At 36.7% G+C, this 26,221-nt stretch carries 21 protein-coding genes; 4 read left to right on the top strand and 17 right to left on the bottom strand.

The window, feature by feature from the left end; translation table 11 throughout:
• Positions 1-16: 16 nt before the first annotated feature.
• The 7 genes from ACKU4N_RS16640 to nifH form a co-directional block, all read right to left on the bottom strand.
• The gene (locus ACKU4N_RS16640; RefSeq protein ID WP_124992266.1) at positions 17-1,414 is read right to left on the bottom strand and encodes a nitrogenase component 1; all 1,398 of its coding nucleotides are present in this window, start codon (positions 1,412-1,414) and stop codon (positions 17-19) included.
• 5 nt (positions 1,415-1,419) lie between these two features.
• Positions 1,420-2,751 carry a nitrogenase iron-molybdenum cofactor biosynthesis protein NifE gene (nifE, locus tag ACKU4N_RS16635; protein ID WP_321318275.1) on the bottom strand — a complete coding sequence of 444 codons (1,332 nt, stop codon included), beginning with the start codon at positions 2,749-2,751 and terminating at the stop codon, positions 1,420-1,422.
• Positions 2,752-2,934: 183 nt separating this feature from the next.
• Positions 2,935-4,317 carry a nitrogenase molybdenum-iron protein subunit beta gene (gene nifK / locus ACKU4N_RS16630; protein WP_321318274.1) on the bottom strand — a complete coding sequence of 461 codons (1,383 nt, stop codon included), beginning with the start codon at positions 4,315-4,317 and terminating at the stop codon, positions 2,935-2,937.
• 14 nt (positions 4,318-4,331) lie between these two features.
• On the bottom strand, positions 4,332-5,963 hold the full coding sequence (gene nifD / locus ACKU4N_RS16625) for a nitrogenase molybdenum-iron protein alpha chain (protein ID WP_321318272.1): 1,632 nt from the start codon (positions 5,961-5,963) through the stop codon (positions 4,332-4,334).
• A gap of 10 nt (positions 5,964-5,973) precedes the next feature.
• Positions 5,974-6,354: a P-II family nitrogen regulator gene (locus ACKU4N_RS16620; RefSeq protein WP_101310081.1), complete on the bottom strand. Its 381-nt coding sequence runs from the start codon at positions 6,352-6,354 to the stop codon at positions 5,974-5,976.
• Between the two features lie 18 nt (positions 6,355-6,372).
• Complete coding sequence (locus ACKU4N_RS16615; protein WP_101310082.1) at positions 6,373-6,699, bottom strand: P-II family nitrogen regulator; 327 nt, start codon at positions 6,697-6,699, stop codon at positions 6,373-6,375.
• Between the two features lie 58 nt (positions 6,700-6,757).
• Entirely contained in the window at positions 6,758-7,582 is an 825-nt protein-coding gene (nifH, locus tag ACKU4N_RS16610; RefSeq protein WP_321318269.1) for a nitrogenase iron protein, read from the bottom strand.
• A 519-nt stretch (positions 7,583-8,101) separates the two neighbouring features.
• On the opposite strand from nifH, the gene ACKU4N_RS16605 reads away from it, so the two are divergent.
• Both ACKU4N_RS16605 and ACKU4N_RS16600 read left to right on the top strand, forming a co-directional pair.
• Positions 8,102-9,658: a sigma-54 interaction domain-containing protein gene (locus ACKU4N_RS16605; protein WP_321318267.1), complete on the top strand. Its 1,557-nt coding sequence runs from the start codon at positions 8,102-8,104 to the stop codon at positions 9,656-9,658.
• A gap of 47 nt (positions 9,659-9,705) precedes the next feature.
• A complete protein-coding gene (locus ACKU4N_RS16600) occupies positions 9,706-10,191 on the top strand; it encodes a GNAT family N-acetyltransferase (protein ID WP_321318264.1) in 486 nt (161 codons plus the stop codon).
• Between the two features lie 418 nt (positions 10,192-10,609).
• Here the strand turns inward: ACKU4N_RS16600 and hemH are convergent, their stop codons facing one another.
• The 4 genes from hemH to ACKU4N_RS16580 form a co-directional block, all read right to left on the bottom strand.
• A complete protein-coding gene (gene hemH, locus ACKU4N_RS16595; RefSeq protein ID WP_321318262.1) occupies positions 10,610-11,623 on the bottom strand; it encodes a ferrochelatase in 1,014 nt (337 codons plus the stop codon).
• Positions 11,624-11,760: 137 nt separating this feature from the next.
• Entirely contained in the window at positions 11,761-12,654 is an 894-nt protein-coding gene (hemF, locus tag ACKU4N_RS16590; RefSeq protein WP_321318259.1) for an oxygen-dependent coproporphyrinogen oxidase, read from the bottom strand.
• A gap of 30 nt (positions 12,655-12,684) precedes the next feature.
• Entirely contained in the window at positions 12,685-12,996 is a 312-nt protein-coding gene (locus ACKU4N_RS16585; protein ID WP_321318257.1) for a DUF6787 family protein, read from the bottom strand.
• Between the two features lie 186 nt (positions 12,997-13,182).
• Positions 13,183-14,715, bottom strand: coding sequence for a peptide MFS transporter (locus ACKU4N_RS16580; protein WP_321318255.1), 1,533 nt, complete (start codon positions 14,713-14,715; stop codon positions 13,183-13,185).
• A 312-nt stretch (positions 14,716-15,027) separates the two neighbouring features.
• Between ACKU4N_RS16580 and ACKU4N_RS16575 the strand changes: the two genes are divergently transcribed.
• Entirely contained in the window at positions 15,028-16,542 is a 1,515-nt protein-coding gene (locus ACKU4N_RS16575; protein ID WP_321318253.1) for an NAD(P)H-hydrate dehydratase, read from the top strand.
• A gap of 75 nt (positions 16,543-16,617) precedes the next feature.
• Positions 16,618-17,760 carry a DUF4831 family protein gene (locus ACKU4N_RS16570; RefSeq protein WP_321318251.1) on the top strand — a complete coding sequence of 381 codons (1,143 nt, stop codon included), beginning with the start codon at positions 16,618-16,620 and terminating at the stop codon, positions 17,758-17,760.
• An 87-nt stretch (positions 17,761-17,847) separates the two neighbouring features.
• Here the strand turns inward: ACKU4N_RS16570 and ACKU4N_RS16565 are convergent, their stop codons facing one another.
• From ACKU4N_RS16565 to ACKU4N_RS16540, 6 genes are all read right to left on the bottom strand, one after another.
• Positions 17,848-19,119: an adenylosuccinate synthase gene (locus tag ACKU4N_RS16565; RefSeq protein WP_321318249.1), complete on the bottom strand. Its 1,272-nt coding sequence runs from the start codon at positions 19,117-19,119 to the stop codon at positions 17,848-17,850.
• 243 nt (positions 19,120-19,362) lie between these two features.
• Positions 19,363-19,821 carry a Fur family transcriptional regulator gene (locus ACKU4N_RS16560; RefSeq protein ID WP_289530681.1) on the bottom strand — a complete coding sequence of 153 codons (459 nt, stop codon included), beginning with the start codon at positions 19,819-19,821 and terminating at the stop codon, positions 19,363-19,365.
• Positions 19,822-19,922: 101 nt separating this feature from the next.
• The gene (locus tag ACKU4N_RS16555) at positions 19,923-22,169 is read right to left on the bottom strand and encodes a RelA/SpoT family protein (protein ID WP_321318248.1); all 2,247 of its coding nucleotides are present in this window, start codon (positions 22,167-22,169) and stop codon (positions 19,923-19,925) included.
• 183 nt (positions 22,170-22,352) lie between these two features.
• Positions 22,353-23,669, bottom strand: a complete 1,317-nt coding sequence (locus ACKU4N_RS16550; RefSeq protein ID WP_321318246.1) for a M16 family metallopeptidase — start codon at positions 23,667-23,669, stop codon at positions 22,353-22,355.
• 2 nt (positions 23,670-23,671) lie between these two features.
• Positions 23,672-24,910, bottom strand: a complete 1,239-nt coding sequence (locus ACKU4N_RS16545) for a M16 family metallopeptidase (protein WP_321318244.1) — start codon at positions 24,908-24,910, stop codon at positions 23,672-23,674.
• Positions 24,911-24,944: 34 nt separating this feature from the next.
• Positions 24,945-25,898 (bottom strand): NAD(P)H-dependent flavin oxidoreductase, encoded by a 954-nt coding sequence (locus tag ACKU4N_RS16540; RefSeq protein ID WP_321318242.1) that lies wholly within the window; start codon positions 25,896-25,898, stop codon positions 24,945-24,947.
• Positions 25,899-26,221 lie beyond the last annotated feature (323 nt).

The raw sequence follows: 26,221 nt of genomic DNA, 5'->3' as shown, positions 1-26,221 counted from the left end.
TTGTAAATGCTCTCTTTTACATGTATTTATATCCGATAGGAGAATTGTTTTGTTTGTATTCAATCATGGCATTTACCACCTTGTCGAATAATTCCTGAGTCCCCTGATAACCAAGAAGAGTAATCCGTTGTCCTCCAATTCGATCGTGAATAGGAAAGCCGACTCTTATCAGCGGGATGTTAAAATTGCCGGCAATGTAATTTCCCTTGCTGTTTCCGATTAGAAAGTCTGGTTTAATTGTATTGCACGCCTCATTGATTTGTTCAAAATCAGAATCACTAATTACTTTGATGGTTTTTCCATGTTCCGGACAATGTCTGATGATTTCTTTTTGAAGCTTTCCGCTGTTTGCTCCCGAGGCTGCCAAAACAACTTCGACTCCTATTTCATCAAGAAATGAACACAAGGCCAGAACTAAATCTTCTTCGCCGTAAACCACAGCCTTTTTTCCAAAAATGTATTTGTGTCCATCGGCATAAGAATCCAGTAAGCGACCTCGCTGCATTCGATATTTCACAGGAATGTCTTTTCCGCTTATTTTACTTAGAATATCAAATAAAGAATCACTATTGCTCATGCCAATTGGTAAAAGGCATTGGTGGTTTTTTACGCTGTGTTCACTTTCCAGCCACGATGCTCCGCTGACTTCAGTTCCTCCGTTTTGCCCGCCTTGTTTTACTGCAGTAAAAACACCCAATTCAACCGATGCGTAGGCTTCTCCCATTTTTTCAAGCTCTGATATTGGAGTACCTCCTTTTGGTACACGATAATATTGATCCCAAACGGGGTTGTCCAAAGTATCCGAGTAATCGGGTAAAATTGTTGTTGTAAGATCAAAGTCAGCTACTATTTCTTTGATATGCCGAATATCTGAAGGTGAAACAAAGCCTGGGAAAAAATTGATTTTGTCAGCAGATGGTAATTTTTTCGCATAGTTTTTGACAACAGCTAATACTGTTGCATGAAATCCATCCATGTGAGTTCCCTGATAACTTGGTGTTGAAACGGTAAACAAACTTGGTAAATTGGAACTGGTGCTGTCGTTTCTTATGTGACTTAGTTGTGATGCAACGTCTTCCCCAATGGTTTCGCTCAGGCATGTTGTAGCAACGCCAATTGCCATTGGCTGATATTGATTGGTAACATTGGTTAGTGCAGTTTTTAAATTTGCCTCTCCTCCAAAAATGGTAGTTTCTTCGCTAAAATTGGAAGATGCAATATCTACAGGCTCCTTGTAATGACTAATCATGTAACGACGAATGTAGGTGGCGCACCCTTGAGAGCCGTGAATTACAGGAACGCAACCTTCAATGCCCTTTATCGCAATACAGGCACCCAAGGGTGAGCACAGTTTACACGCATTTCGTGTTGATACAAATGGTCTGATATATGATAAAGTTGGGATTTTTTCCATGTGAGTTAGCGTTTAAAGAATTTCCATACAGGACTGGTTACCGAGGCGTAAACCTCGTTTGCAAAGTTTAGCATGCCTTCGAAACCAGCCAATGCTTCTTTTCTTTCGTGATTGTGATCGCAGAACCCAATTCCTAATTTGTAGGCAATCGGACGTTCTTTTACGCCGCCAATAAAGAGGTCAACTCCTTTTTCTTTTACAAATTCTGAAAGTTCATTCGGATTTGAATCATCAACAATAATGGTTCCTTCATCGCACAATTTTTTAAGCAAATTGTAATCGTCTTTGTTTCCGGTTTGCGATCCTACCATTACGGTTTTCATTCCAATTAACCGAAGGGCTTTCACCAAGCTGATTGCCTTAAAGGCACCACCAACATAAATCGCGGCCTTTTTGCCTTGTAATTTTTCTTTGAATGGAGTTAAAGCAGGTAGTAAAGTCCTAATTTCTTTCGAAACTAAATCTTTTGCTTTTTGAAGCATTTCATCATTATTAAAAAAACCGGCTGCTTCGTAAAGGGCATCAGCCATATCTTCAATCCCGAAATAGGATACTTTTATGAATGGAATCCCGTATTTTTCTTCCATTTCTTTGGCCAGATGCATCATTGAACCAGAGCATTGAACTACATTTATGGAGGCTTTGTGTGCCTGACGAATTTCATTTATTCTGCCATCGCCGGTAAGGCAGGTAATAATGTTTATACCAATTTTTTCGTAATATTCCTTTAGCATCCATAGTTCTCCAGCCAAATTAAAATCTCCCAAAATGTTTATGCTAAAAGGAGGTGCCTGAAATTCATTATCTGTGCCGACAAGTTTCGACAGAGCATCGCAGGCAGCTTTGTACCCGTCTTTTTTTGTACCTTTAAAACCTTCCGCCATTACAGGCAATATATCTATTTTTTGTTCTGCAGATACTTTTCGGCACACGGCTTCAACATCATCGCCAATAACGCCAACAATGCAGGTGGAGTAGACAAATGCTACTTTCGGTTTGTAGGCTTCAATTAATTCAGTAAGTGCAGTATAGAGTTTTGGTTCTCCGCCAAAAACCACATCACGTTCGCGTAAATCGGTCGAAAAACTTAATCGGTGCAATTGCGGTCCGGAGGATAATGCACCCCGGATATCCCAGGTGTAAGCGGCACAACCTATGGGGCCGTGAATCAGGTGCAGTGCATCGGCAATGGGATAAAGTACAACCCGCGAGCCACAAAATACACAGGCGCGTTGGCTGACACTTCCGGCTAAGCTTTTCTTCTCACAATCTAAATCATGGGCTGATGTTCCTATTGTGTGTACCTGAGTGGATCGTTCTTTGATTATTCTCTCCATTGTCGTTCGTTATATATGTGTAATGCACAGGTTTATATTGAGAGGGAAGAAATTTTTCTTCGTATTGGTTTTTATTCAAAACGAGTGATAAAAATGAAGGAGGTGGGAGACGTTTTATCCTAGCTATGAGAAAAGGGTATGATTTGCAACTTAGCCAGTAACCTCCTTCATTTCATCGCATCACTACATTACCAACTCGAATGATTCTTCAGGGCAAGTTGCATCCTGCTGATCCATAAGTACTGAAAGAATTTTTTCAAGAATTCTCAATCCTCCCATATAACCTAGTGTTGGAAAATAACTGTGTCCAATGCGGTCGATAATAGGGAAGCCCATTCGTACAAATGGAATCTTTTCATCTCTCGAAATGTATTTTCCATAGGTGTTTCCAATTAATAGATCCACAGGGTTTTCTTTGATCCATTGGTGCATTAAAAGCATATCGGCATTGGCACCGTTTTTATATTTGGCCTCTGGTACACTTTTGCTTAGAATCTTTTCCATTTTTTTTTCGAATGTTTTACCGGGAGTTCCTGAAACAATGTAAACTGGTTTCATATCCATGTCTACCAAAAACTCTGCTAATGGAATCAATTGATCGGGATCACCCCATAATGCTACACGTTTACCATACAGGTATTGGTGCATATCAGTAATCACATCAATCAAACGTCCACGTTCATCGTTAATGGATTCAGGAACAGAAACAGATCCAAGTTTTGCCAGTGACTGAATAAAACGATCAGTTGCCTGAATACCAATTGGCAGATCCTGTATGCTGAATTTTACTTTACACTGATTGTCGAGATTGATAGCTGCTTTTTCCGTTGCCCATTCACCCAAGGCAAGGGTATGAAGGCTGTCACCCATGCTTACCATTTCTGGAATTGTAGTTCCTCCTTTCGGATACATTTCAAATTTCCCGTTCATAGGCGAATCCAAAACATCTGAAGTGTCAGGAAGCAAAACATTTTTCACCTTCATTAGTTTTAAAATTCTTTTTAATTCTCTCATGTCAGAAGGTTCTACCCAACCAGAGAGAATATTCAGCTGATTTTTAAGACTATCGCTTTTTTTAGCGAAATATTTTACAATACCTTCCAGCATATTGGCATAACCAGTTACATGACTACCTACGTAACTTGGAGTTGGAGCCTGTATCACGTGCTTTCCTTCCGGAATTTTACCATCCGATGCAGCCTTACTTACAATCTGCCCTAAGTCATCGCCAATTGTTTCTGATAAACATGTGGAATGCACTGCAATTATATCCGGCTCGTATATGGTAAAAATATTTGTGATTGCCTGCAGTAAGTTTGCTTGTCCGCCAAAAACGGATGAACCTTCGGTAAATGAACTGGTTGCAGCCATTACGGGTTCTTTGTAGTGTCGGGTTAAAGTACTTCTGTGATAAGAACAGCAGCCTTGCGAGCCATGACTGTGAGGCAAACATCCGTGTATTCCTAATGCGGCATACATTGCACCAATAGGCTGACAGGTCTTCGCCGGATTTACCGTTAAGGCCTTTCTCTCTACTATTTTACTTGTTGTATGATTTAATAACATCTATTTGTCCTCCTTTATTCGTTAATGGCAAAACTTCCAACAATTTCAGGGTCGGTTTTCCAAGGTGTAGTCACCATTTTCCAGATTCTTGTGCAGAGCATGCGCTCCATTTCCAGATAGAAATTGATTGCTCCTTCAAAACCGGCATAGGGTCCACCGTAATCGTAGCTGTGTAATTGTTTCAATGGAACTCCAGACTTTTGCACCACATATTTTTCTTTAATACCTGCACAAAAAATATCAGGTTTATAGTACTCAATCAGCTTTTCAGTTTCCCAATGGTTGATGTCATCAATAACCAGTGAGTTCTTTTTCATTTCGGACATCATACCGTCATAGTTGCTGAATTCGTAACCATTTTTAAGAAGTTTTTCTTTTTTTACAGCTAAGTCTTCACGGTATAATTCAAGATCTTTCTCAACAGTCAGATCTTCAATGTTTCGGGTATCGGCATCAATTTTTATGCTTGGAATAACATCTCTGCCTTCGTAATCGTCACGGTGAGCAAATTCATATCCTGCCGATACTGTGGTTACACCTATTTCCGAGAATAAATCCTGATAATGATGAGCTCTTGAACCTCCAACAAACATCATGGCTAATTTGCCTTCTGTTTTTGCTTTTACAGCTTCTCTTACCACTTCCACTTTCTTCATCTCGCGTTCTATAATCTCTTCCACTTTTGCACTTAGCTCAGCATCATCAAAATACTCAGCGACTTTACGAAGAGCTTTTGCACTGCCTTCTGCACCAATGAAACTAACTTTCACCCAAGGAATACCATATTTCTCTTCCATCATCTCAGCAATGTAATTGATGGAGCGGTGACACATAATCAGATTAAGGTCAGCGGTATGAGCATATTCCATACTTTCGATCGTAGAGTTACCACTAAAAGTGGACAGCAAAGTGATTCCAGCTTCATCAAACAATCTTTCCAATTCAAAAGCGTCACCACCAATATTGTATTCGCCAAGCAGATTGATTTGGAATTTGCCAATACGGTCTCTGTTGTTGTTGCCGATTACATTTTTGAATACACCATTGTTTGCAATGTGGTGACCCGCCGATTGAGATACACCGCGGTATCCTTCGCAGCTAAAACCGAAAATATTAATTCCCAATTCCTCTTTCATCTCGCGGGATACTGAGTGCACATCATCTCCGATTAAACCAACAGGGCAGGTTGAGAAAATGCCAATTGCTTTGGGTTTAAAAATCTCGAATGCTTCGCGAACGGCATCTTTTAGCTTAGCTTCACCACCAAATACAATGTTAGAATCCTGTATGTCGGTAGAAAAACTGTAGGTAATAAAGTTATCTTCTCCTTCAGCAGGTCTGGTTTGGTTTCTTCTTGTAAGCCAGGCGTAAAAACTGCAGCCAATTGGCCCGTGAACCAAATTAATAATATCTCTTGTTGGGCCTAATACTACCCCTTTACATCCTGCGTAAGTACATCCTCGTTGAGTAATAATTCCCGGAATGGTTCTTACGTTGGCTTGAATTTCTTTTCCTTCGGCAGGATCATTAACCACCAATGACTTTTGACGTTTTTTGGCAATTTTTGTCGGGTATTTTGCCATGATCTCATCCATCACTTTCGATGGATCCGGCAAACCCTGTGTTATATCTAATTTTTTTACCATAGCTTTTCGTTTAATTATCCAGAACTTGATCACCGCTTTCTGCAGTTCTTACACGTATCGCTTCATTTACAGGCAAAACGAAAATTTTACCATCTCCTGGGCTTTTTGATTGATTGGCTTCGATTATTGTTTCGATACATTCTGATACCTTATGGTTCGGAACAACAACTTGAAGCAGGCGTTGAGGGCGAAGTCTGGGTTCTTTTCCTAAAAGCTCCAATGCTTCAGGCTGATCATTCTTTACACCTTCTAAAACTTTAGCATCCCAAAGGCCTTTGCCGCGTCCGAATACACTACCTGTTGCAGTCATCGAAGAAAATCCGGCATCACGCAAAGCCCGTTTGGTTTTGTTCATTTTATTAATCTTGATAATGGACATTATACACTTCATACCTTCGAGTTTTTAGGTTTATAATTCTTTGGTACCTCTGCTTATTGTGTAGGCTTCATCAACTGGAGATACGAATATTTTCCCATCACCGAAGGCTCCTTTTGGAGTGGATCGGGCAGCATCCAGAATGGTGTTGATGGCGAAATCTTTGTCTTCATCTTTAATAACCATCATCAGCATTTCTTTAGGCAGTTCATCGTAAGTAACATCACCAATTTTGATTCCCCGCTGCTTGCCGCGGCCAACCACAGGCATTTTTGTTACAGCGATGTATCCTGCTTCAAACAGAGCTTTTAAGACCTTATTGGTTTTTTCAGGGCGGATTATTGCTTTTATCATTAACATAGTCTGTATTGTTTTAAATGTTTTAGATTGTGTGTTTTATTAATTTGAGCAAGATTTATCAGGCGTCAATACCAAAATCGATTAGAAGTTTTTCCAATTCTTCCATTTCTAATGGTGTTGGAATTACAAACATTTCATTGCCATCTATGGCATTGGATAATTTACGGTATTCATCGGCCTGACCATGTTCCGGTTCATATTCAATCACTGTCTTACGATGAATTTCAGCTCTTTGAACCACATTGTCACGAGGAACAAAGTGAATCATTTGTGTGCCCAGTTTTCGTGCTAATTCTTCAATCATATCACTTTCGTGATCAACATTACGTGAATTGCAAATTAAGCCTCCCAAACGAACAACTCCGTTCTGTGCATATTTTTGAATTCCTTTACAGATATTGTTTGCAGCATACATGGCCATCATTTCACCAGAAACAACAATGTAAATTTCTTCCGCTTTACCTTCACGGATTGGCATTGCAAAACCTCCGCAAACCACATCACCAAGCACATCGTAGAATGTGTAGTCTATTTCGTATTTGTCATCCCAGGCACCTAACTGTTCCAACATATTAATCGAAGTAATAATTCCACGACCGGCGCAACCAACTCCTGGTTCAGGTCCTCCTGATTCAACGCATCTTACTCCACCGTAACCAGGACGAACAATATCATCCAAATCAACATCTTCTCCTTCTTCGCGCAGTGTGTCAAGAACTGTTTTTTGAGCTAATCCTCCTAATAATAATCTTGTGGAGTCGGCTTTGGGATCACATCCAACAACCATGATGTTTTTTCCAGCTTCAACTAGACCTGCTACAGTGTTTTGGGTTGTAGTTGATTTTCCAATTCCACCTTTTCCGTAAATGGCAATTTTTCTCATGTCTGTTATTTTTATTTGGGTTAATAGTTGCCAAGCCGTATTCATAAAGCGTACCATTTGCTTTTTCAGTTTCGTTTCTCTTGTTTTTTTGTAGTATTTAAGTTCTTGTTGTATAGGTGTTTATTGTTGTTTTGTCCGTATTTATTTTGCATTGCAGGCACTTCGATTTCCTACAAATTTGTAGGAAAGATAGTTTTGGAGTACATATTTGAATTTAAGTGTGTAATCGTTGGTTCAGTAAGGGATTTCGATCTGTTTGATTATTTGATTCATACAGAAATGTATTTTAAACAAAATTTGAATTTAGGATTCAAATTGTTCCAAAATGGTTTTGTAAGTGATGGGAATTGTTTAAATGGGGGTGTGTTGGTTTTTAATGTATTTTTATTTGTATTGTAATGTTCTTTTAATGGGGTATGATTTGTAATAAGTATAAATTATTAAATGATTTATGTGTTTTGTGGGGGTGTTGTTCCTTTTTTTATAATTTTGCAGATGTACCCCGTTAAATATTCGCTTATGAGTTTAAAATGCAAAAAAGCAGGCGACGAATGTTATGGTTTTAATGAAATGTCTCTTCTTTTCGATATAAGCCAAAGACTTTTGAACAGTAATGAATTAAAAAAGGATTTATCTCCGATATTAGCTTGTTTGGTGAAACATTTGAATGCCGAAAGAAGTTTTATCACGATTTTTAATCGGCAAACAAACCGGATGATGATTGAGGCTGCCTATGGATTAAGTGCATCGCAGCAAGCAAGGGGAAAGTACGATTTGGGTGAAGGAATTATAGGTAAGGTTGTTGAATTGGCCAGGCCTGTTGTTATTTCTGAAATATCAAAATCGAAACTTTTTATCAACAAAATTAAAACGGAACTTACAAAAGACGGACATGAGTTAACTTTTATTTGTGTGCCGCTTTTGCTTGATAATGTTGTAATGGGTGCCTTAAGTGTTGTGAGAATTTACAATTCCAACATTTCTGTTAATGAGGATATTCAGCTATTGAGTATTGTTGGATCGATGATTGCAAAAACGGCTCGTTATAAGCAAGCTAAGCTTGAAGAATTAGAAGCATTACGAGAACAAAACAGAGAATTGCAAAGTCAGCTCGATAGCCAAAAACCGCATAATATTATTGGTAACTCAGGCAAAATGTGTGATTTGTATGCATTGGTAAGTCGGGTGGCCCAAACAAACAGCACGGTTTTGTTGCGTGGCGAAAGCGGGATTGGAAAAGAACTATTTGCTGAGGAAATACATGCCAAAAGCAAACAAAAGGATCGTAAGCTCATTAAAGTAAATTGTTCTGCATTGCCGGAAAGCTTAATTGAAAGTGAACTTTTTGGACATGAAAAAGGAGCTTATACAGGTGCCGATCAAATGCGAAAGGGGAGATTTGAATTGGCCGATGGGGGAACAATATTTCTCGATGAAATTGGTGATTTGCCTTTATCTACGCAAGTAAAATTGTTGCGGGTTTTGCAGGAAAGAGAGTTTGAACGTATAGGTGGTTCTAAAACCATTAAGGTTGATGTGCGAATAGTGGCAGCAACAAACCGTAATTTGGAGGAGCTAATTGAGAATGGTGATTTTAGAGAAGATTTCTATTACAGAATTAATGTTTTTCCAATATTTATTCCTCCTTTGCGACACAGAAGAGATGATATTCCAATTTTGGTTGATCATTTTATCGATAAGTTTAACCGAAAGAATAATTTTCAAATTAAAAGAATTACAACATCTGCAATAAATATGTTGATGGTTCATCGTTGGCCGGGAAATATTAGGGAACTGGAGAATGTGATTGAACGATCGTGCATAATGACGAAAGATAATGTTATTCATAGTTACGATTTACCTCCAACTCTTCAAACTGCCGATTCAACAAACAGTGTAATGGAAGGTGGAATGATGGTTGTGGTTGAGCAGCTTGAAAAACAATTGATTCGGGACGCACTCACGACTACGGCCGGGAATGTAACAAAAGCAGCTGAATTGCTTTGCATTACAGAGAGAATGCTGGGGACAAGAGTGAAAAAATATGAGATTGAAACCTGGCGTTTTAAAGTGTAATTTTAAAATAGATTTCCAAACTGTAAATGCTTTTACAAACAGAAAACATGACAACACTTCCTTTTTCCTTTGTAGAGCTGGATCTTGATGATCCGGATCATCAGACTGCATTGTTCAATTTAATGAATGCCTATATGTTGGATCGGATGGGCTGTGAAAAGCCATTACATGCCGATTCATTTCAAGAATTAGTACGTGGATTGCAAAAACAGGCTAATTATATTGGGGTTTTAGTACAAAATGAGAATGAATATATTGCTTTGGCAAATTGCTTTGTGAATTTTTCAACTTTCAAGATGTCTTCCCTCATAAACATTCATGACTTAATAGTTTTACCTGATTATAGGGGGAAAGGTGTAGGGCGGTTCTTAATGAAATCTGTTAAAGCCATTGCCAGGAAGATAGATTGCTGCAAAATAACCTTAGAGGTTCGAAACGACAATCAAACAGCTCAAAACCTTTACCTTTCGGAAGGTTTCAAGGAGTGTAATCCTCCAATGTATTTTTGGGAAGCAACTATTGATCGGGCTTAAAATTAGAAACTTCATAAGCCAAAAACCTCATAATTGCGTTAAATAGAACCACTATCCGCATCAAATTTGCCTTATTCTGAGTCTTTTTTCTTCGATAAAAATTTCTAAAAATAAATTTAAACAGCTTCTAAAGATACTTTTGAAATTAAATTGGTATTAACAACTAATAATTGCCTGCCTAATGTATTGCCCTCGCTTTTATAAAATTATAATTGTGATTTTTTCATTTAACGAAGCCGTTAACATATTATAATGACTTGCCTAAGCCTTTGGTGGAGGTATTAACAAATAATAATGGACGTTTAAGCCTTTGGTGAAGGCATTAACAAATAATAACGACCTCCCTTATTTTTGATATTTCTCTGCAAATGCTATTAATAAATTTAAACAGCTTCTTAGGCGAATTAATAATTTGGGATTATGAATTAATTACCAAATCCTTCAAGGTCGCAATCCACTTTGGATGATCGTTTAGACTCTCAACCAAGGCTAATTTTTCGCCACCGTTTCCCTCGAAAATTTCTCGATATTCTATTCCAATTTCTACTGTTGTTTCTAAGCAATCAGCAACAAAAGCAGGGCTGAAAACAAGTATCTTTTTTGTGCCATTTTTAGCTTTTTCTTCCACTACTTTATCAGAGAAAGGTTCCAGCCAGTTTTTGTCCAATCGGGATTGAAAGGAAACGGTATATTTTTCTTTAGGAATAGATAATTTTTCAGCCAATAAGCGACTGGTCTCAAAGCAGGTTGAACGGTAACAATAATAATCTGTTTCAGGAATAAATTTTTTGTGACAATCGCATTTAAAACAATTCCGCTTAGGATGAACTTTGTTTATTTGGCGGATTGGCAGTCCATGATAAGAGAATATAAAATGATCAAAATCGTTTAAATCATGCTTTTTGGCATTTTCAGCAATAGTATCCAGATATCCTTCATGGTCGAAGAATTGGTTTACAAATTTCACTTCAGGAATTACCTCCCAGGATTTGATAATTTCCATTGCCTTCTGGAAGGTAGAACCTGTTGATGAGGAAGCATATTGCGGATACATTGGAAGAATAATTAATTTCTGTGGCATATCCTTCTGTATTTTATCCAGAACGCTTTTCATTGATGGTTGTTCGTAGCGCATGGCCAACTCAACAGTAAAATCCGGGTTCAGTTCCTTTTGAAGCAAATCTTTTACTTTCTCGCCATAAATTAACAATGGGGAACCATCTTTGGTCCACAATTGCTTATATATTTTCGATGAGCCTTTTGCCCTAAAAGGAACGATAATAAGGTTCACTAATATTTTTCGTAGTAACCAGGGAATGTCAATTACTCTTGGATCGTTTAGGAATTCGAAAAGGTAGGTGCGAACATCAGATACATCAGGACTTTTTGGTGTTCCTAAATTGAGTAGTAAAACAGTCGTTTTTTTTGGCATAGTGTTCGTGTTGATTATTTAGATAAAAAGGGAGTGTTTAGCTGTTTCCCAGTTTAAAGTAATAAAAATTTTCTTCCACTGCTATACAAATCAAACAGCGAATTGTTTTTTGATTTGGTAAATAAAACGGATTGTATTTATTTCACCCAGTTAATTCCTTTTTTTAGCAGTGAAAGAGTTAATTCTTCTTTGGAACCGCTTTCAATTGGGTATTGATACGTCCATTTCACTTCAGGAGGCATACTCACCAATATCGATTCAGTTCTTCCATTGGTGTCCAATCCAAATTTGGTTCCTTTGTCAAGTACCAAATTGAATTCTACATATCTTCCCCGCCGGTGCAATTGCCAATCTTTTTCCTTTTCAGTGTATGGAATTTTATGATATTGCTTCATTATTCGGCTGTAAAGAGGCGCAAATAAATTCCCGACATCCATTGTGAAATTTAAAGCCTGCTCCTTACTTAAACCATCTGTTCCATTTAAATGATCGAAAAAAATTCCACCAATGCCACGTGTTTCTTCCCGAAAAGGAAGATAAAAGTAGTCATCAGCCCAGTTTTTGAATTTTGAATAATATTCCGGATGATGACGATCGCATACGTTTTTCAATTTCAAGTGAAAATCTTTGGCTTGATCTGCATCTATATAAATAGGGGTAAGATCGATTCCTCCACCGAACCAAAACGAACCATCTTCTAGTTCAAAGTAACGCACATTCATGTGTACAATTGGCACATGAGGATTTTCAGGATGCATGATTAGTGAGACACCTGTTGCAAAGAAATTTGAATTGGAAAGCTTAAGTTTAGTTTTTATTTTCTCAGGTAATTCACCGTGAACAGCAGAAAATTGAACACCACCTTTTTCAATAATGTTACCGTTGGCTATTACTCGGCTTCGACCTCCGCCACCACCTTCCCTTTCCCAAGTATCTTCAATAAAATTTGCTTTCCCATCACTTGTTTCAAGGACTTTACAAATTCTGTCCTGTAATTGGCGAAATTTTTCAGCGATTATTTCTTTATTCATGTAAGTGTGATTTTGGTCAGTATCGTTTTATTAGGATAGGGGTTGTTCTTTCTTTGTGGGAATAAAACGATTCAGCATTTTTTTCTCAAATTTCCAAAAGAACCGAAATTGGCCTAATAAACTACCAACAATTAGTAAGAATACTTGATAGGTTGGGGTGATTATTAGAATGCTCATGAAAATTTTAATCAGCAGGTTTGTGTCCGGACCAATTGACAGGTATTCAAAAACAGGCTTTCGTACCATAACCGAGAGGCTTCCGGTAACCGAAAAGGCAATAAAAATAAGAATCAATTGGATGTTAGAGGTAATCTCCCAACGCTTTTTAAGTTTCTCAAACATGAAGGTTTATTTAGAATTGTTTTGAATAGGAACAAATATAATATAAAATACCTTTATGTCTTAAATAGGGGGCAAAAATTCTATTTGAATTTATTGATTGGGATATAGAATATTTAATTGGAGAGTTGCAGGCATAAAAAAACCGCCTCATTTCTGAGACGGTTCAATATGATATATTTGATTTGCTTACTCAGAAACTCTTTCTAACCATTTTACCATGAATATGACTGTAAACATGGAGATTGCTGTAGCGACAACAAAAATACTCCAAGTCATCCAAACAGGTATTGTTTGATATAAGACAGCACCAATCCATAATAGTCCATTTCCTAATGCCGTAGCACCTAGCCATCCGCCTTGCATTAGACCTTGATATTGAGGAGGAGCAACTTTAGATACAAATGAAATACCCATTGGGCTAATAAATAGCTCAGCAACTGTTAAGATAAAATAAGTTCCCAATAGTAAATATGGAGCAACACGCTCAGAATCCATAAGCGGAGTACCACCTGCCGAAGGAGTAATAGTTTCCCATAATGGTAAACCGAAAGAACCTAACATCATTACAACAAAACCTAAACAAGCTATACCCATACCGATAGCAATCTTTTTTGGAGTAGATGGCTCCATGTTTCTAGCTCTTAACCATCCAAAGATACCTACTACAACAGGAGTTAAGAATACAACAAAGAATGGGTTCATGGATTGGAACAGCTCTACTGAGAAATGCCAGGTTCCAATCTTAAGTACTGTATAATCTTTAGCAAATAACGTTAATGTTAAACCATTTTGATGGAAAGAGAACCAAAAGAAGATAACAACTGAAAATACGGCTAATAAAGCATACATACGTTGCTTAATTTCTTTAGCTTCCATCTTCACTTCTTCTTTAGTGTATCCAGAGCCTGCAGCAGGAGCCTCTGTTCCTTTTGGATTTGGAAACTGTTTTTTGTTTTTGATAAATATGAATAAAGAAATAGCCATAGCCACAATTGCTGTACCAAATGCGTAATGGAAACCAGTATTAAATACATTTAAGTACCTATCTGCAAATTCAGCTAAATTAGCTACATGTACTCCACTTGCTTTATCAGCATACTCTTGAAATGTATGCATAGAAGCTTCCGAAATGTCACCATTAATGAAACTATGACAATATTCGGGTAAACTTGCATCATATTGTAATTGATTTTTTCCCAACCACCAATTACGCATTCCAATTGCAACAATCGGAGCAAAAATAGCACCTATATTAATAAATGCATAAAAAAGAGAGAAACCTGAATCCCTTAAGGCACCATACTTAGGGTCATCATACATCTGACCAACTAAGGCTTGAAGGTTTCCTTTAAAAAGACCATTACCAAAAGCAATTACAAATAATCCAATTAGTGAAATAGTTAAGAAAAATGGAACGCTTGATACCGGCGTAGGAGTAGGTACTGCTAAAATAAAGTAACCTGCACCCATCATAATTAAACCGGTTAGAATAGTGCCTTTAAAGTTATTTATTTTATCAGCGATAATTCCTCCAACTAATGCTAAAATGTAAATTGAAAAATAGAAAATAGAGTAAATAATACCAGCATTAGCTCCATCTAAATTAAATTTGGCTTGTAGGAATAATACCAGAATAGCCATCATGGTGTAGAAACCAAATCGTTCTCCCATGTTTGCTATAGCAGCTGGAATTAGTCCTTTAGGATGTCCTTTAAACATAAATGTTAGTTTTTAATTATAAAAGTAAAGTTTCAGTTTTAAGATTGACAAATATATAGAAAAAAACAGAAGACAGTAAGGATTTGTTACCAGAATGAATCTATTTAAAACGTTTTCGTAAGTAGAATTGGTTATTGAAAGTTTAGTATCTTTGATAAAGGCATTCAATACGTAAGGCATTTAAACAAAAAAAAAGATTACGATAGCAAGCCTAAATTAGATACTTGAACTATTTAGGTATTATCAGATTGTAATGTTTTGTTTATTAACTTTTGTAGAACCTATCATTTAACGATTCAAAACCCGATAATAATGAAAATATTTACTGCCAGACAAATTGCTGAGATTGATGCCTACACCATAGAGCATGAACCAATATCTTCCATCGATTTAATGGAACGAGCCGCGGGGCAAATTTTTAAGTGGATTATTTCACATTTTCCTGCTCCTCAAAGTTGCAAGGTTTTTGTTGGTCCGGGAAATAATGGAGGAGATGGATTAGCCTTGGCACGCATGTTGGCTGATAAGAATTATGCTGTTGAAGTATTTGTGCTTCGAATAACCGATAAGATATCGGATGAAGCTGAGGCGAATCTGGAGCGGATAAGAAATTTGAATACATTGGATTTGTATGAAATGACTTCGATTGAATCGATGCCATGGCTTTTTAAAGATGACATAGTTGTTGATGCAATTTTTGGTTCAGGTTTATCAAGACCATTGGAAGAATTGGCGTTGGATGTTGTGAAAGCAATAAATACCAGTGATGCAAAAGTTATTGCCATTGATATTCCATCTGGGCTGATGGGAGAGGATAACTCCAAAAATAATTTGAGAGGAATTGTACGGGCCGATTATACCTTAAGTTTTCAATTTCCCAAATTGGCATTTCTTTTTCCCGAAAATGCTGAATATGTTGGTGAATGGGAAGTTTTGCCAATTGGGTTGCATCCTGAAATAATTAAAACAGAACCCACTGCTTACAAAATACTAAGTAGAGAGTTTGTGAAGTCTTTATTAATGCCCAGGAAAAAATTTGATCATAAGGGGACTTACGGTCATGGATTGCTTATAAGTGGAAGTTACGGAAAAATGGGGGCTGCAATACTGGCTTCCCGTGCTAGTTTACGTTCAGGAATTGGTTTGTTAACCACGCACATTCCACGTTTTGGGTATCAAATTATGCAAACATCTGTCCCCGAAGCTATGGTTAGTATCGATCGTTCAGATATTATTTTTACAGAATATCCTGATTTAAGCCAATTTAAGGCAGTTGCTATTGGTCCGGGAATTGATAAAAAGCAGAATTCTTTTAAGGCAATGATTGATCTTTTAAAGGAAGTAAAAGTTCCGATGGTAATAGATGCCGATGCGATTAATATCATAGGAGAGCATCCTGAACTTAAAGAAGAATTGCCATTAGGCAGCATTTTCACACCACATGTTAAGGAGTTTGAACGTTTGGTAGGTAAAAGCGGCGATAGTTATACCCGCAACTGCATGCAGTGTGAATTTGCAAAAGAGCATGGATTGACCTTACTGTTAAAAGGAGCGTATACGGCTATTTGCTGTCCGGAAGGAACTTGTTATTTTAATCCTACAGGTAATCCGGGAATGGCAACAGCTGGCAGCGGTGATGTGTTAACTGGAATAATATTATCTTTGTTGTCGCAGGGCTACTCATCACATATTGCTGCAATAATCGGAGTTTATCTGCATGGTTTAGCGGGAGATTTAGCTTCTGTAGATGTTGGTGTAGAAGGACTTACTGCCAGTGATATTGTTGACTATTTACCAAAAGCATGGTTGTACTTAAAAAAACAGTAAGCTATTGTGTAATTATTAGATAGTATTCATCCTTAGTTTTAGTTAGACGATTTTAAACAAAAAATTCAGATTGTAATGAACCGAATGATTCTTAGAATTTTATTGGGATTACTTGTTGTAATTTCCTGTCAGTGGTATGCCGGTGCTCAAAAAAGAAAAACGCTGGATACTCCTAATACAGTAGTGTATGCATTGCCTCAAACCGTTTTAAAACTTGATGTGACTGCAGAAAAAACAATTTTAAAAAGAGGTCCTTTTGCCGAATATGCGAAAAAATATCTGAACATCTCGGATGTTGTTTCTGCCGATGGAGTGGAGTGGGAACTAAAATCCATTGATGTTTCTTCTCACGGCGAGGTAGATCCGGAAGAATATCATAAAATTACCACTTCCGTGGATTATGAACCTAGTTTAATTTCTTTGACTCCTACCGGATTAATCAGAGGTTTTAATTTGGAGAAGAAAATGTTATTGAAAGAAGAAAAGAAATTGGTTTTTATTGCTGATGATAAGATTGATATAGAATACGGAAAGTTTTCGATCGATCCAATAATAAAGTATAAAGAGGATACCATATTTAAAGTGGTGGAAACTGATACCGCTTTTGTAAAAGTTCCGGTTCTGGAAAAGCAAGCCTTGGTAAAGTCATTGGAGGAAAAAGCGGAAGAAGCCGCTCATCAGATATTTAAGTTAAGAAAAAGAAGATTTAAAATATTAACTGCCAATTATGAAGTATTGCCTCCTGACGGAAAGGCTTATGAGATAATTATTAAAGAATTGGAAAAATTGGAAAATGAATATTTATCACTATTTATTGGTAAGAGAGTTGGTTTTATAGAGAATTTTCAGTTTTTATTTACTCCTAAAAATGGTGAAAATGGCGGGGTGATTTTCCGAATGTCTCCGCAATCTGGCCCGGTTGGAGTTAATGATTTGGGCGGAAAACCAATTCGTGTTGATTTTAAAAATTTAGAGATAACAAGAGAGTTGGCAATTATTCCAACAGTTGGACTTGTTCCTCAGAAGCAAATATTTTATCGAATTCCTGGAATGGCTGATGTCTCTATTTCTAATGGGAAAGAAATTTTATTTCAGAATAGAATGCCGATTGCACAGTTTGGAAAAATAGCGAATATGCCTGCTGAAGTACTGTTGAACGAAAATTACAGTATTGAATTTTTTCCTGATTTAGGCTCAATCAAAAATGTAAGCAAATAATGTTTTTACAGAATTAAAAAAAAACCTGTTTGATTTTCAAACAGGTTTTTTTTGTGAGTCTTAACAGACTTTTATTGTTGTGCCTGATTAATCAAGCATTCTTTCAATAGTTTGAGCTCTGTTTGGACCAACAGAAACAATTTTAACAGTTACTCCGGTTTCTTCCTCAATAAAATTAATGTAAGCATTAAATTCTTCAGGGAACTCATTCTCATGAGTAACAGCAGTCATATCAGTTTTCCAACCTTTAAACTCTGTGTAAACAGGTTTGATATCGTCAGTCATTTCATAAGGAACATGCTCAACTTCTTCACCATTTACAAGGTAAGATGTACAAATTTTAATGGTGTCAAAATCGTCCATTACATCCGATTTCATCATGGTTAATTCAGTAACGCCGTTAATCATGATCGAATACTTAAGAGCAACAAGATCCAACCAACCGCATCTTCTGGCACGACCGGTTGTCGATCCAAATTCATTTCCTTTAGCTCTTAACAAATCTCCATCAGCATCAAAAAGCTCAGTTGGAAATGGTCCCATACCAACTCTTGTGCAATATGCTTTGAAGATACCAATAACTCTGCCAATTCGATTCGGTGCAATACCTAAACCAGTACAAGCTCCGGCACAAACAGTGTTCGATGAAGTTACAAATGGATAGGATCCAAAGTCAACATCCAGCATAGTTCCCTGTGCACCTTCTGCAAGAATTGATTTACCATCTTTAAGAGCATCATTAAGAAATTGTTCACTGTCGATTAACTGAAATTCAGCTAAAACTTTGATGCCTTCAAACCATTCGGTTTCATATTCAGAAATGTCGTAATCAAACTCATAAAGTTTGTCAAGCATTAAACGGTGCTTGTCAACTAACGAGTCGTATTTTTCTTTGAAGTTTAATTTGATATCTCCCACACGCAAACCGTTTCTTCCGGTTTTATCCATATAGGTTGGTCCAATTCCTTTAAGGGTTGATCCAATTTTTGATTTCCCTTTAGCCGCTTCAGATGCCGCATCAAGAATTCTGTGAGAAGGTAAAATTAAATGAGCCTTCTTCGAAATAAATAAGGTTTTGGATAGATTGATTCCAAGTTTTTTTATTCCTTCAATTTCTTTCTTGAAAATTACCGGGTCGATAACAACACCATTTCCAATAACGTTAATCTTATCATCGCGGAAGATCCCGGAAGGAATTGTATGCAGAACGTGCTTTATTTCATTAAATTCCAAAGTGTGTCCTGCGTTGGGGCCACCCTGAAAACGGGTGATAAAATCGTACTTTGGGGTTAGTACATCCACAACTTTTCCTTTACCTTCATCTCCCCATTGGAGGCCTAAAAGTACATCAACTTTCATCTGTCTAATAATTTGATAGTAAATCTTAACAAGTAATTATCCAAACCAATTTTATGATTGGATTTATAAAAATGGTTTGGGGTATGTTGTTAAATCTTGAAGAATACTTACAAGTTTTAACAGTCAAAGGTAATAAATATTTTTATTCCGTGAAGAGGAAAACGGGTCTTGTTGATAAGTCAATTTTGGGCATAAAAAAACCTCCGGTTATAGAGGTTTTTAGAGATATTTATTGTTGATAAATTAATTGGTTTCAATTTTTCGACATTCTTGACATGTTCCGTAAATATATAAGGAATGATGAGAAACTTTGAAATCCATATCATCGGAAACATTTTTACGAACATCCTCTAAACGGGTATCGCAAAATTCAAGTACTTTGCCACAACGGATACAGATCAAATGATCGTGCTTGTTGCTGTCATATGCTTTTTCGAATTGAGCGATATTTTTGCCAAATTGGTGCTTAACTACCAATTTACAATCTAAAAGAAGATCTATAGTATTGTAAAGGGTTGCTCTACTAACGCGATAATTTTTATTTTTCATAAAAATATAAAGAGATTCAATATCGAAGTGTCCTTCCCGGGAATATATCTCATCTAGTATTGCGTATCTTTCCGGAGTCTTTCGATGTCCCTTTTTCTGAAGATATTCTGTAAACATCTTCTTAACAATTTCTTTAGTGTCTTCGTTGCTCATATCAAAAAATAACCTAGGTGTTATCTAATCTAATTTAAAATAATGGGTCTAAAATAGTGATTTTTTTTAGAACTGAAAGCTTATTTAGAATAAATTTTAATTTAGCTGTATTCTTCAATATTCTCGATACGTTTCACATTATCAAGACCTTTGATCTTGATAAGTTTCATAATTAAATTGTTAAGATCTTCAGTGTTGTGAACATAGAGATGGATTAAGCCCTCAAACACACCATCATGGCTTTCAAAGTGCAGCGAGCGCATATTTACATCATGATCTTTAGAGATAACATTAGTAACTTCATTAACAATACCAATTTTATCAATTCCGGTTAATTCAATAATGGCGAGAAAAGACATTAATCTATGACTGGTCCAGTCTGCAGCAAGAATACGATCGCCCTGGCTTGACATTAACTTTAATGCATTGGGGCATTTCCTTTTGTGGATGGTTACGTTATTAGCCATATCCAGATAGCCAAGAACTTCGTCGCCAGGTATTGGTTTGCAGCAAGATGCTATTTTGTAGCTCTCATTAGCAGCTAACTCTGTAAGCATAAGGGTTTTCTTTTTATCAAGTTCTGGTTTTGAATTAGGGGTTTCAAGGATTTCTTCGTCCTCATTTTCCCCCGAACCTCCAAAAAACTGAAGTTTCCAATACTTGATAAATTTGCTTTTTGATTTTTTTCGAACGACACCATCAATTTCGTTAATATTGATTTTTCCCAAACCAATTTTATAAAATAATTCTTCTTTATTTGAAAGCTTGTAGTGTTCCAGCATTTTTCTAAATGCTTTCGCATTTAGAAGAAGACCGCTGTCAGATAATTGGTCTTCTAGCATTCTGGCACCTTTTATAGTGTATTCTTTTCTTTCTTTTTTAAAGGCTGATTTAATTTTAGACTTTGCGCGGGCAGTGATTACAAATTCGATCCATTCATATTTGGGTGCTTGTTTTTCAGAGGTTAAAATTTCTACCTGATCACCACTTTTTAATTCATGGCTTAATGGAACCAACCGATGATTTACTTTCGCTCCAATACAATGATTTCCAATATCTGTATGGATATCGTAGGCAAAATCAAGGGTCGTGGCTTTTTTCGGTAAGGTGCGAATTTGACCTTTAGGTGTAAAAACCTGAATTTCCTTCGAAAATAAATTCAATTTAAATTCGTCGAGAAAAGCCATTGCATCAGCTTCCGGATTATCTAAGATTTCACGAACATCGTTTAGCCATTTATCTAATTCAGACTCACCGTTTCCAATGGTATTGTATTTGGAATGAACTGCAAAACCTTTTTCTGCGATGTCATCCATTTTCTCTGTTCTTATCTGAAATTCGATCCATTTTCCCTGAGGTCCCATAGCTGTTACGTGCAGAGCCTGGTAGCCGTTGGCTTTAGGTGTACTAACCCAATCCCTGATACGTTCTGGTTTGGGTTTGTAAATGTCGGTAATAAGGGAGTAAATGTTCCAACATTGGTTTTTCTCAGGAACACCAATTTTTGGTGTGAAAACGACCCGAACGGAAATGAGATCGTAAATTTCTTCAATACTGGTATTCTGAGTTTCAATTTTATTCCATATAGAGAAAATTGACCTTGGTCGGTTTTTAATGGAGCATTGAATATCTGCTTGCTTCAGTTTCTCCTCAATGGGAGCAATTATGCTTTCTATTATTTTTTGCTGCTTTGTTTCTTGTTCTATAATCTTTTTAGAAATGTTGTCAAAGTCATCCGGGTGTTCATATCTCAGACTTAAATCTTCTAATTCAGATTTAATAGAATACAATCCCATTCTATGTGCTAAAGGGGCAAAAAGGAATAGTGTTTCGCCGGCAATTTTCATTTGCTTGCGCAATGGCATTGAATTCAAAGTGCGCATATTGTGCAGTCTGTCAGCCATTTTTATCAGAATTACCCTTAAATCGTCGGACAGGGTTAATAGCATTTTTCTGAAATTTTCTGCCTGCATTGAGGTTTGTTGATCAAATACGTCTGAAATTTTAGTCAGACCATCAACAATTTGGGCAACTTTTTCACCAAAATGATTTTGGATATCTTCAAGTGTATATTCGGTATCTTCAACTACATCATGCAGTAAGGAAGATACAATGGACTTAGTACCCAAACCCATTTCTTCTGCTACAATTTGAGCTACAGAAATTGGATGCAGTACATAGGGCTCTCCTGATTTACGGCGCACGCCCTTATGAGCTTCCCAGGCAAAATGGAAAGCTTTATCTATCAATTGTTTACTCTCAGGCTCACGGCTTCTTTTGCAATGTTTCAAAAGTTCCTCGTAGGCGTCAAGTATTAGTTGTTTATCTTTTTCGGTCTCACCACTCATAAAAACCTGTTTGTTCTGTATATATCGTTGCAACAATTAAAAGTAGCAAAATCTTATAATTTTAAGATACTAAATATAGGACTTGTTTGCCTTTTTTTTTGCAGGTAATCACTTATATGTGAAGTTTGCAGCAAATTACTATACATTAAACTGATGTATCATTCTGTTTGGCAAAAAAAGGAATTACTTTGGAAAAGTAATGGCTTCTTCACATTCCTTCGGTCCGCATACTATAAGGTAAAGATCATCAGGTTGCAAATACTCATTCGCTAATTCCATTATTTTTTTTGCAGTTACAGCCTTTAAATCCTTAATAAAATGAGCAAAATAGGTATTGTCTAAACCAAAAGGTAAATTTCCTTTTAATCCATCCGACAAGGCAAAAGGACTGTCTAAATTTCGAAGCATTTCACCTGAAATATAGTTTTTCACTAATGTCAACTCTTCTTCAGAGACAAATTCTTCCCTTAACCGCTTAATTTCAACGAATATTTCTTGTATTGCAGCCTTACAAACCTCAGCGCCTACCTCAGTTACAATTGCAAAATGGCCATCTTTTAAATGAGAGAGTATGATGGAGTTGATTCCGTAGGTATATCCTTTATCTTCCCGGATATTTTGCATCAATCGTGATCCGAAATAACCTCCAAGTATTAGATTTAAAAGTTGCATTCCCGTATGATCGGGATGAGTTTTCGTGAATAATTTGCGACCAATTCGGATTGTCGATTGAACAGCATCATCTTTACATACGAAGGCGGACTTTTCTTTTGAACCAATTATTTTATGATTGAAATCAATTGACTGACTTTGATTTCTCCATTTAGTTTCACCAAATAACTCTTCAACTTCAGTTAATACATTATCATCCACCTTACCAGCTATTATAATGTGGCAATTGTCAGGTGTGTAATGTTCTTTGTAAAATTCTTTAACATCTTGCAGACTGCAATTGTCAAATTCACGAATATCATAAATGTTTGCATAAGGATGATTTTTTCCATAAATCATCTCGGTGAATTTTTCTTTCGCTAAAACATTTGTTTTCTGATGATCAATTTGATACTGCTGTTTTTTATTGGTTAGAATTGTTTTGAATTCTTTTTCGGGAAAAATGGAATTCTTAATTAGATCTGCAATTAAAGAAAGGGTTTCAGAAAAATGTTTTTTAAGGCTGTACAGTGTAACACTTGCATCATGTTTGCTCGCCGAAAACCCAATGTGAGCTCCCAAAAAATCAAATTTCTCTGCAATTTCAGATGCAGTTAAAGAGGAGGTTCCCTCGTTAAGCATTGTATTTGTTAAAGTAGCAATTAACGGCTTTTTCTGCTGCCAGATTCCAGCATTAAAAATGAATTCAATTTTCACTACATCCTGACTACCACCATTAATAATGTGAACGGGAATGTTGTTGCTCAACGAATGTTTTCGTGAGGGCAGAATTTCAACGCTATCTACGGTTTTGAATTCTGGAGCTGTGTTTCTATATAAATTTTCCATTCCTATTTTTTTGAGTAGTAATAAAGTGTAGAACAATTTTCCTTTCTGAAAATTTTAGCGGAGCTGTTTAAAATGTCATTAACACTTACTTTCTGATATTTTTCCACTTCTTTATTAATGTCGTCGGCATCACCTAATAATTCATGGGTAGCCAGGTTCATAGCCTTGTTTAAATAGCTGATTTCTGAAAACACTAAGCTTGACTCCACCTTATTTTTCACTTTCTGAAGTTCGTACTCATCAACTTTTGTTGTGGCCATTTTATTCAGTTCTTCCCAAATGGCAGCATCTGCTGTTTCCATGGCTACACCTTCAACTAGTTTTCCTGTTATCAGAAACAAGCCCGGTTCAAATTCACCTGTAATGTAGGCGTCGATCGAAGAGAATAAATTCTTTTCTTTTACCAACGATTGAAAAATCCGGGACGATTGTCCGTTAGACAATACATCCGAAATCAAATCAATAATATAGAAATCCTCGTCCATTCTTTTCCCCATATGAAAGGCCATGTAGATGGCATCAAACGGCACGTTACTGTCAATTCGTTTGCTCCGGAATTCATTTTGAGTTGGTTCTACAGGAAGATTTCTTTCCTGAATTTCTCTTCGTTCAATTGGTCCAAACCATTTTTCCGATAGTTCTTTTACTTGTTGAGTATCCACATTTCCTGCAACAACCATTATTGCATTGTTGGGAGCGTAATGGTGAAAAAAGAAATCCTTAACTTCTTCTAAGGTAGCTTTTTCAATGTGATCGATAGATTTCCCAATTGTAGGCCATTGGTAAGGATGTTCTTTATAGGCCAAAGGGCGAAGATGCAACCATACATCGCCGTAAGGCTGATTGAAATACCGTTGTTTAAACTCTTCAATGACTACACTTCGTTGCACTTCCAGACTTTTTTCGCTAAAAGCCAAACTCAGCATTCTGTCGGATTCCAACCAAAAAGCAGTTTCCAAATTTGCTTTTGGAACAGTAAGATAGTAATTGGTGATGTCATTATTGGTCCATGCGTTGTTGTCGCCTCCGACCATTTGCAGGGGTTCGTCGTAATTTGGAATATTTATCGATCCTCCAAACATGAGGTGCTCAAAAAGGTGTGCAAATCCGGTTCGTTCAGGATTTTCATCTTTTGCTCCAATATTGTATAATATATTTACGGCAGCCATTGGAGTGGTCTCATCGCGATGCACAATTACCCGCAAGCCATTCTTAAGTGTAAATTTATCAAATTCAATCATAGTTTCTTCTGTGTAATTTAAGAATGGATACGCCTTAAAATTTATATTTTTCGGATTGTAATTGAGTCAGGCTCTCTTGATATTCTTGTACTATTTGAGTTATAATTTCAGAAACGGGTTGGATTTTATTGATTAGTGCAGAAACCTGACCAATCTCCAATTCACCCTCTTCTAAATTCCCTTCAAACATGCCTGTTTTAGCACGGCCTTTTCCTAATATTTCCTTCATTTCTTCCGGGGATGCACCTCTACATTCTGCTTCATGTACTTGATTGAAAAAATCATTTTTAACCAAACGGGTAGGGGCTAACTTTTTCAGAGCCAGTTTTGTGTCGCCTTCACTTAGTTTCAGTACCGATTTTTTAAAATTTTCGTGAGCCGAGGATTCTTCAGAAATGGCAAAACGGGTTCCCATTTGAACTCCATCAGCTCCTAATATCATTGCAGATAACATGCTTTCTCCTGATCCAATTCCACCAGCCGCAATCAAAGGTAATTTAATGACTTTTCTAACCGAAGGAATTAATGCCATTGTAGTTGTTTCCTCTCTTCCATTGTGACCTCCTGCTTCAAAACCTTCAGCAACAATTGCATCAACACCTGCATCCTCGCATTTTTTTGCAAAAAAAGCACTTGATACAACATGCACCACCGTAATATCATGTTTTTTTAAAAATGGAGTCCATTTTTTAGGGCTTCCTGCCGATGTAAATACAATTTTAACACCTTCTTTTACAATGATGTTCATGATCTTATCCATTTCAGGATAAAGTAATGGAACATTAACACCAAATGGTTTGTTGGTTGCAGTTTTTGCTTTTTGAATATGCTCCTGAAATGTATCAGGGTGCATCGATCCGGCGCCAATTAAACCTAATCCTCCGGCATTACTAACAGCCGTTGCCAACTTCCAACCTGAGCACCAAACCATTCCCCCTTGAATAATTGGGTATTTAATATTGAAAAGAGATGTTATTCGATTTGTCATTTTCTTTAGAATCTAATGTTATTCAATCAAAAAAAGACACAAGAACAAAGATTGTATGCTTGTGTCTGTTAATATGAATCGGTGATGATGCAAATTTAGAAAAATTCTTGATAAGAATAAGACGTGGAAGTATGATTTTAAGCATACCTATTCAACTTGTTACTCTTTAGAACGTAGTAATGTGATCTGAAAGATGTTCTTTAGATCTATTATATATATCAGATTACATTGGATTATTTTTTCGATTAGGGAGTTGCTTCTTGTATCTTAAGGAAGATATTCTTTATTTTAAGCTTCGAATGAAGGAATTTGGTGAATGATTG

Origin of the sequence: Labilibaculum sp. (assembly GCF_963664555.1) — a bacterium.
Lineage (GTDB): Bacteria > Bacteroidota > Bacteroidia > Bacteroidales > Marinifilaceae > Labilibaculum.
The sequence above is the reverse complement of the archived record's forward strand: the minus strand, read 5'-3'. Positions and strand labels throughout refer to the sequence as shown.

Excerpts from the sequence above, each read along its gene's own strand:
- ACKU4N_RS16585 (WP_321318257.1), bottom strand. The coding sequence starts at position 12,996 with ATGTTTGAGAAACTTAAAAAGCGTTGGGAGATTACCTCTAACATCCAA.
- hemF (WP_321318259.1), bottom strand. The coding sequence starts at position 12,654 with ATGAATAAAGAAATAATCGCTGAAAAATTTCGCCAATTACAGGACAGA.
- ACKU4N_RS16560 (WP_289530681.1), bottom strand. The coding sequence starts at position 19,821 with ATGAGCAACGAAGACACTAAAGAAATTGTTAAGAAGATGTTTACAGAA.
- ACKU4N_RS16620 (WP_101310081.1), bottom strand. The coding sequence starts at position 6,354 with ATGAAGTGTATAATGTCCATTATCAAGATTAATAAAATGAACAAAACC.
- ACKU4N_RS16550 (WP_321318246.1), bottom strand. The coding sequence starts at position 23,669 with ATGGAAAATTTATATAGAAACACAGCTCCAGAATTCAAAACCGTAGAT.
- ACKU4N_RS16555 (WP_321318248.1), bottom strand. The coding sequence starts at position 22,169 with ATGAGTGGTGAGACCGAAAAAGATAAACAACTAATACTTGACGCCTAC.
- nifH (WP_321318269.1), bottom strand. The coding sequence starts at position 7,582 with ATGAGAAAAATTGCCATTTACGGAAAAGGTGGAATTGGAAAATCAACT.
- ACKU4N_RS16640 (WP_124992266.1), bottom strand. The coding sequence starts at position 1,414 with ATGGAAAAAATCCCAACTTTATCATATATCAGACCATTTGTATCAACA.
- nifK (WP_321318274.1), bottom strand. The coding sequence starts at position 4,317 with ATGTTATTAAATCATACAACAAGTAAAATAGTAGAGAGAAAGGCCTTA.
- ACKU4N_RS16565 (WP_321318249.1), bottom strand. The coding sequence starts at position 19,119 with ATGAAAGTTGATGTACTTTTAGGCCTCCAATGGGGAGATGAAGGTAAA.
- hemH (WP_321318262.1), bottom strand. The coding sequence starts at position 11,623 with ATGCCAAAAAAAACGACTGTTTTACTACTCAATTTAGGAACACCAAAA.
- nifD (WP_321318272.1), bottom strand. The coding sequence starts at position 5,963 with ATGGTAAAAAAATTAGATATAACACAGGGTTTGCCGGATCCATCGAAA.
- nifE (WP_321318275.1), bottom strand. The coding sequence starts at position 2,751 with ATGGAGAGAATAATCAAAGAACGATCCACTCAGGTACACACAATAGGA.
- ACKU4N_RS16570 (WP_321318251.1), top strand. The coding sequence starts at position 16,618 with ATGAACCGAATGATTCTTAGAATTTTATTGGGATTACTTGTTGTAATT.
- ACKU4N_RS16580 (WP_321318255.1), bottom strand. The coding sequence starts at position 14,715 with ATGTTTAAAGGACATCCTAAAGGACTAATTCCAGCTGCTATAGCAAAC.
- ACKU4N_RS16615 (WP_101310082.1), bottom strand. The coding sequence starts at position 6,699 with ATGTTAATGATAAAAGCAATAATCCGCCCTGAAAAAACCAATAAGGTC.
- ACKU4N_RS16540 (WP_321318242.1), bottom strand. The coding sequence starts at position 25,898 with ATGACAAATCGAATAACATCTCTTTTCAATATTAAATACCCAATTATT.
- ACKU4N_RS16575 (WP_321318253.1), top strand. The coding sequence starts at position 15,028 with ATGAAAATATTTACTGCCAGACAAATTGCTGAGATTGATGCCTACACC.
- ACKU4N_RS16605 (WP_321318267.1), top strand. The coding sequence starts at position 8,102 with ATGAGTTTAAAATGCAAAAAAGCAGGCGACGAATGTTATGGTTTTAAT.
- ACKU4N_RS16545 (WP_321318244.1), bottom strand. The coding sequence starts at position 24,910 with ATGATTGAATTTGATAAATTTACACTTAAGAATGGCTTGCGGGTAATT.
- ACKU4N_RS16600 (WP_321318264.1), top strand. The coding sequence starts at position 9,706 with ATGACAACACTTCCTTTTTCCTTTGTAGAGCTGGATCTTGATGATCCG.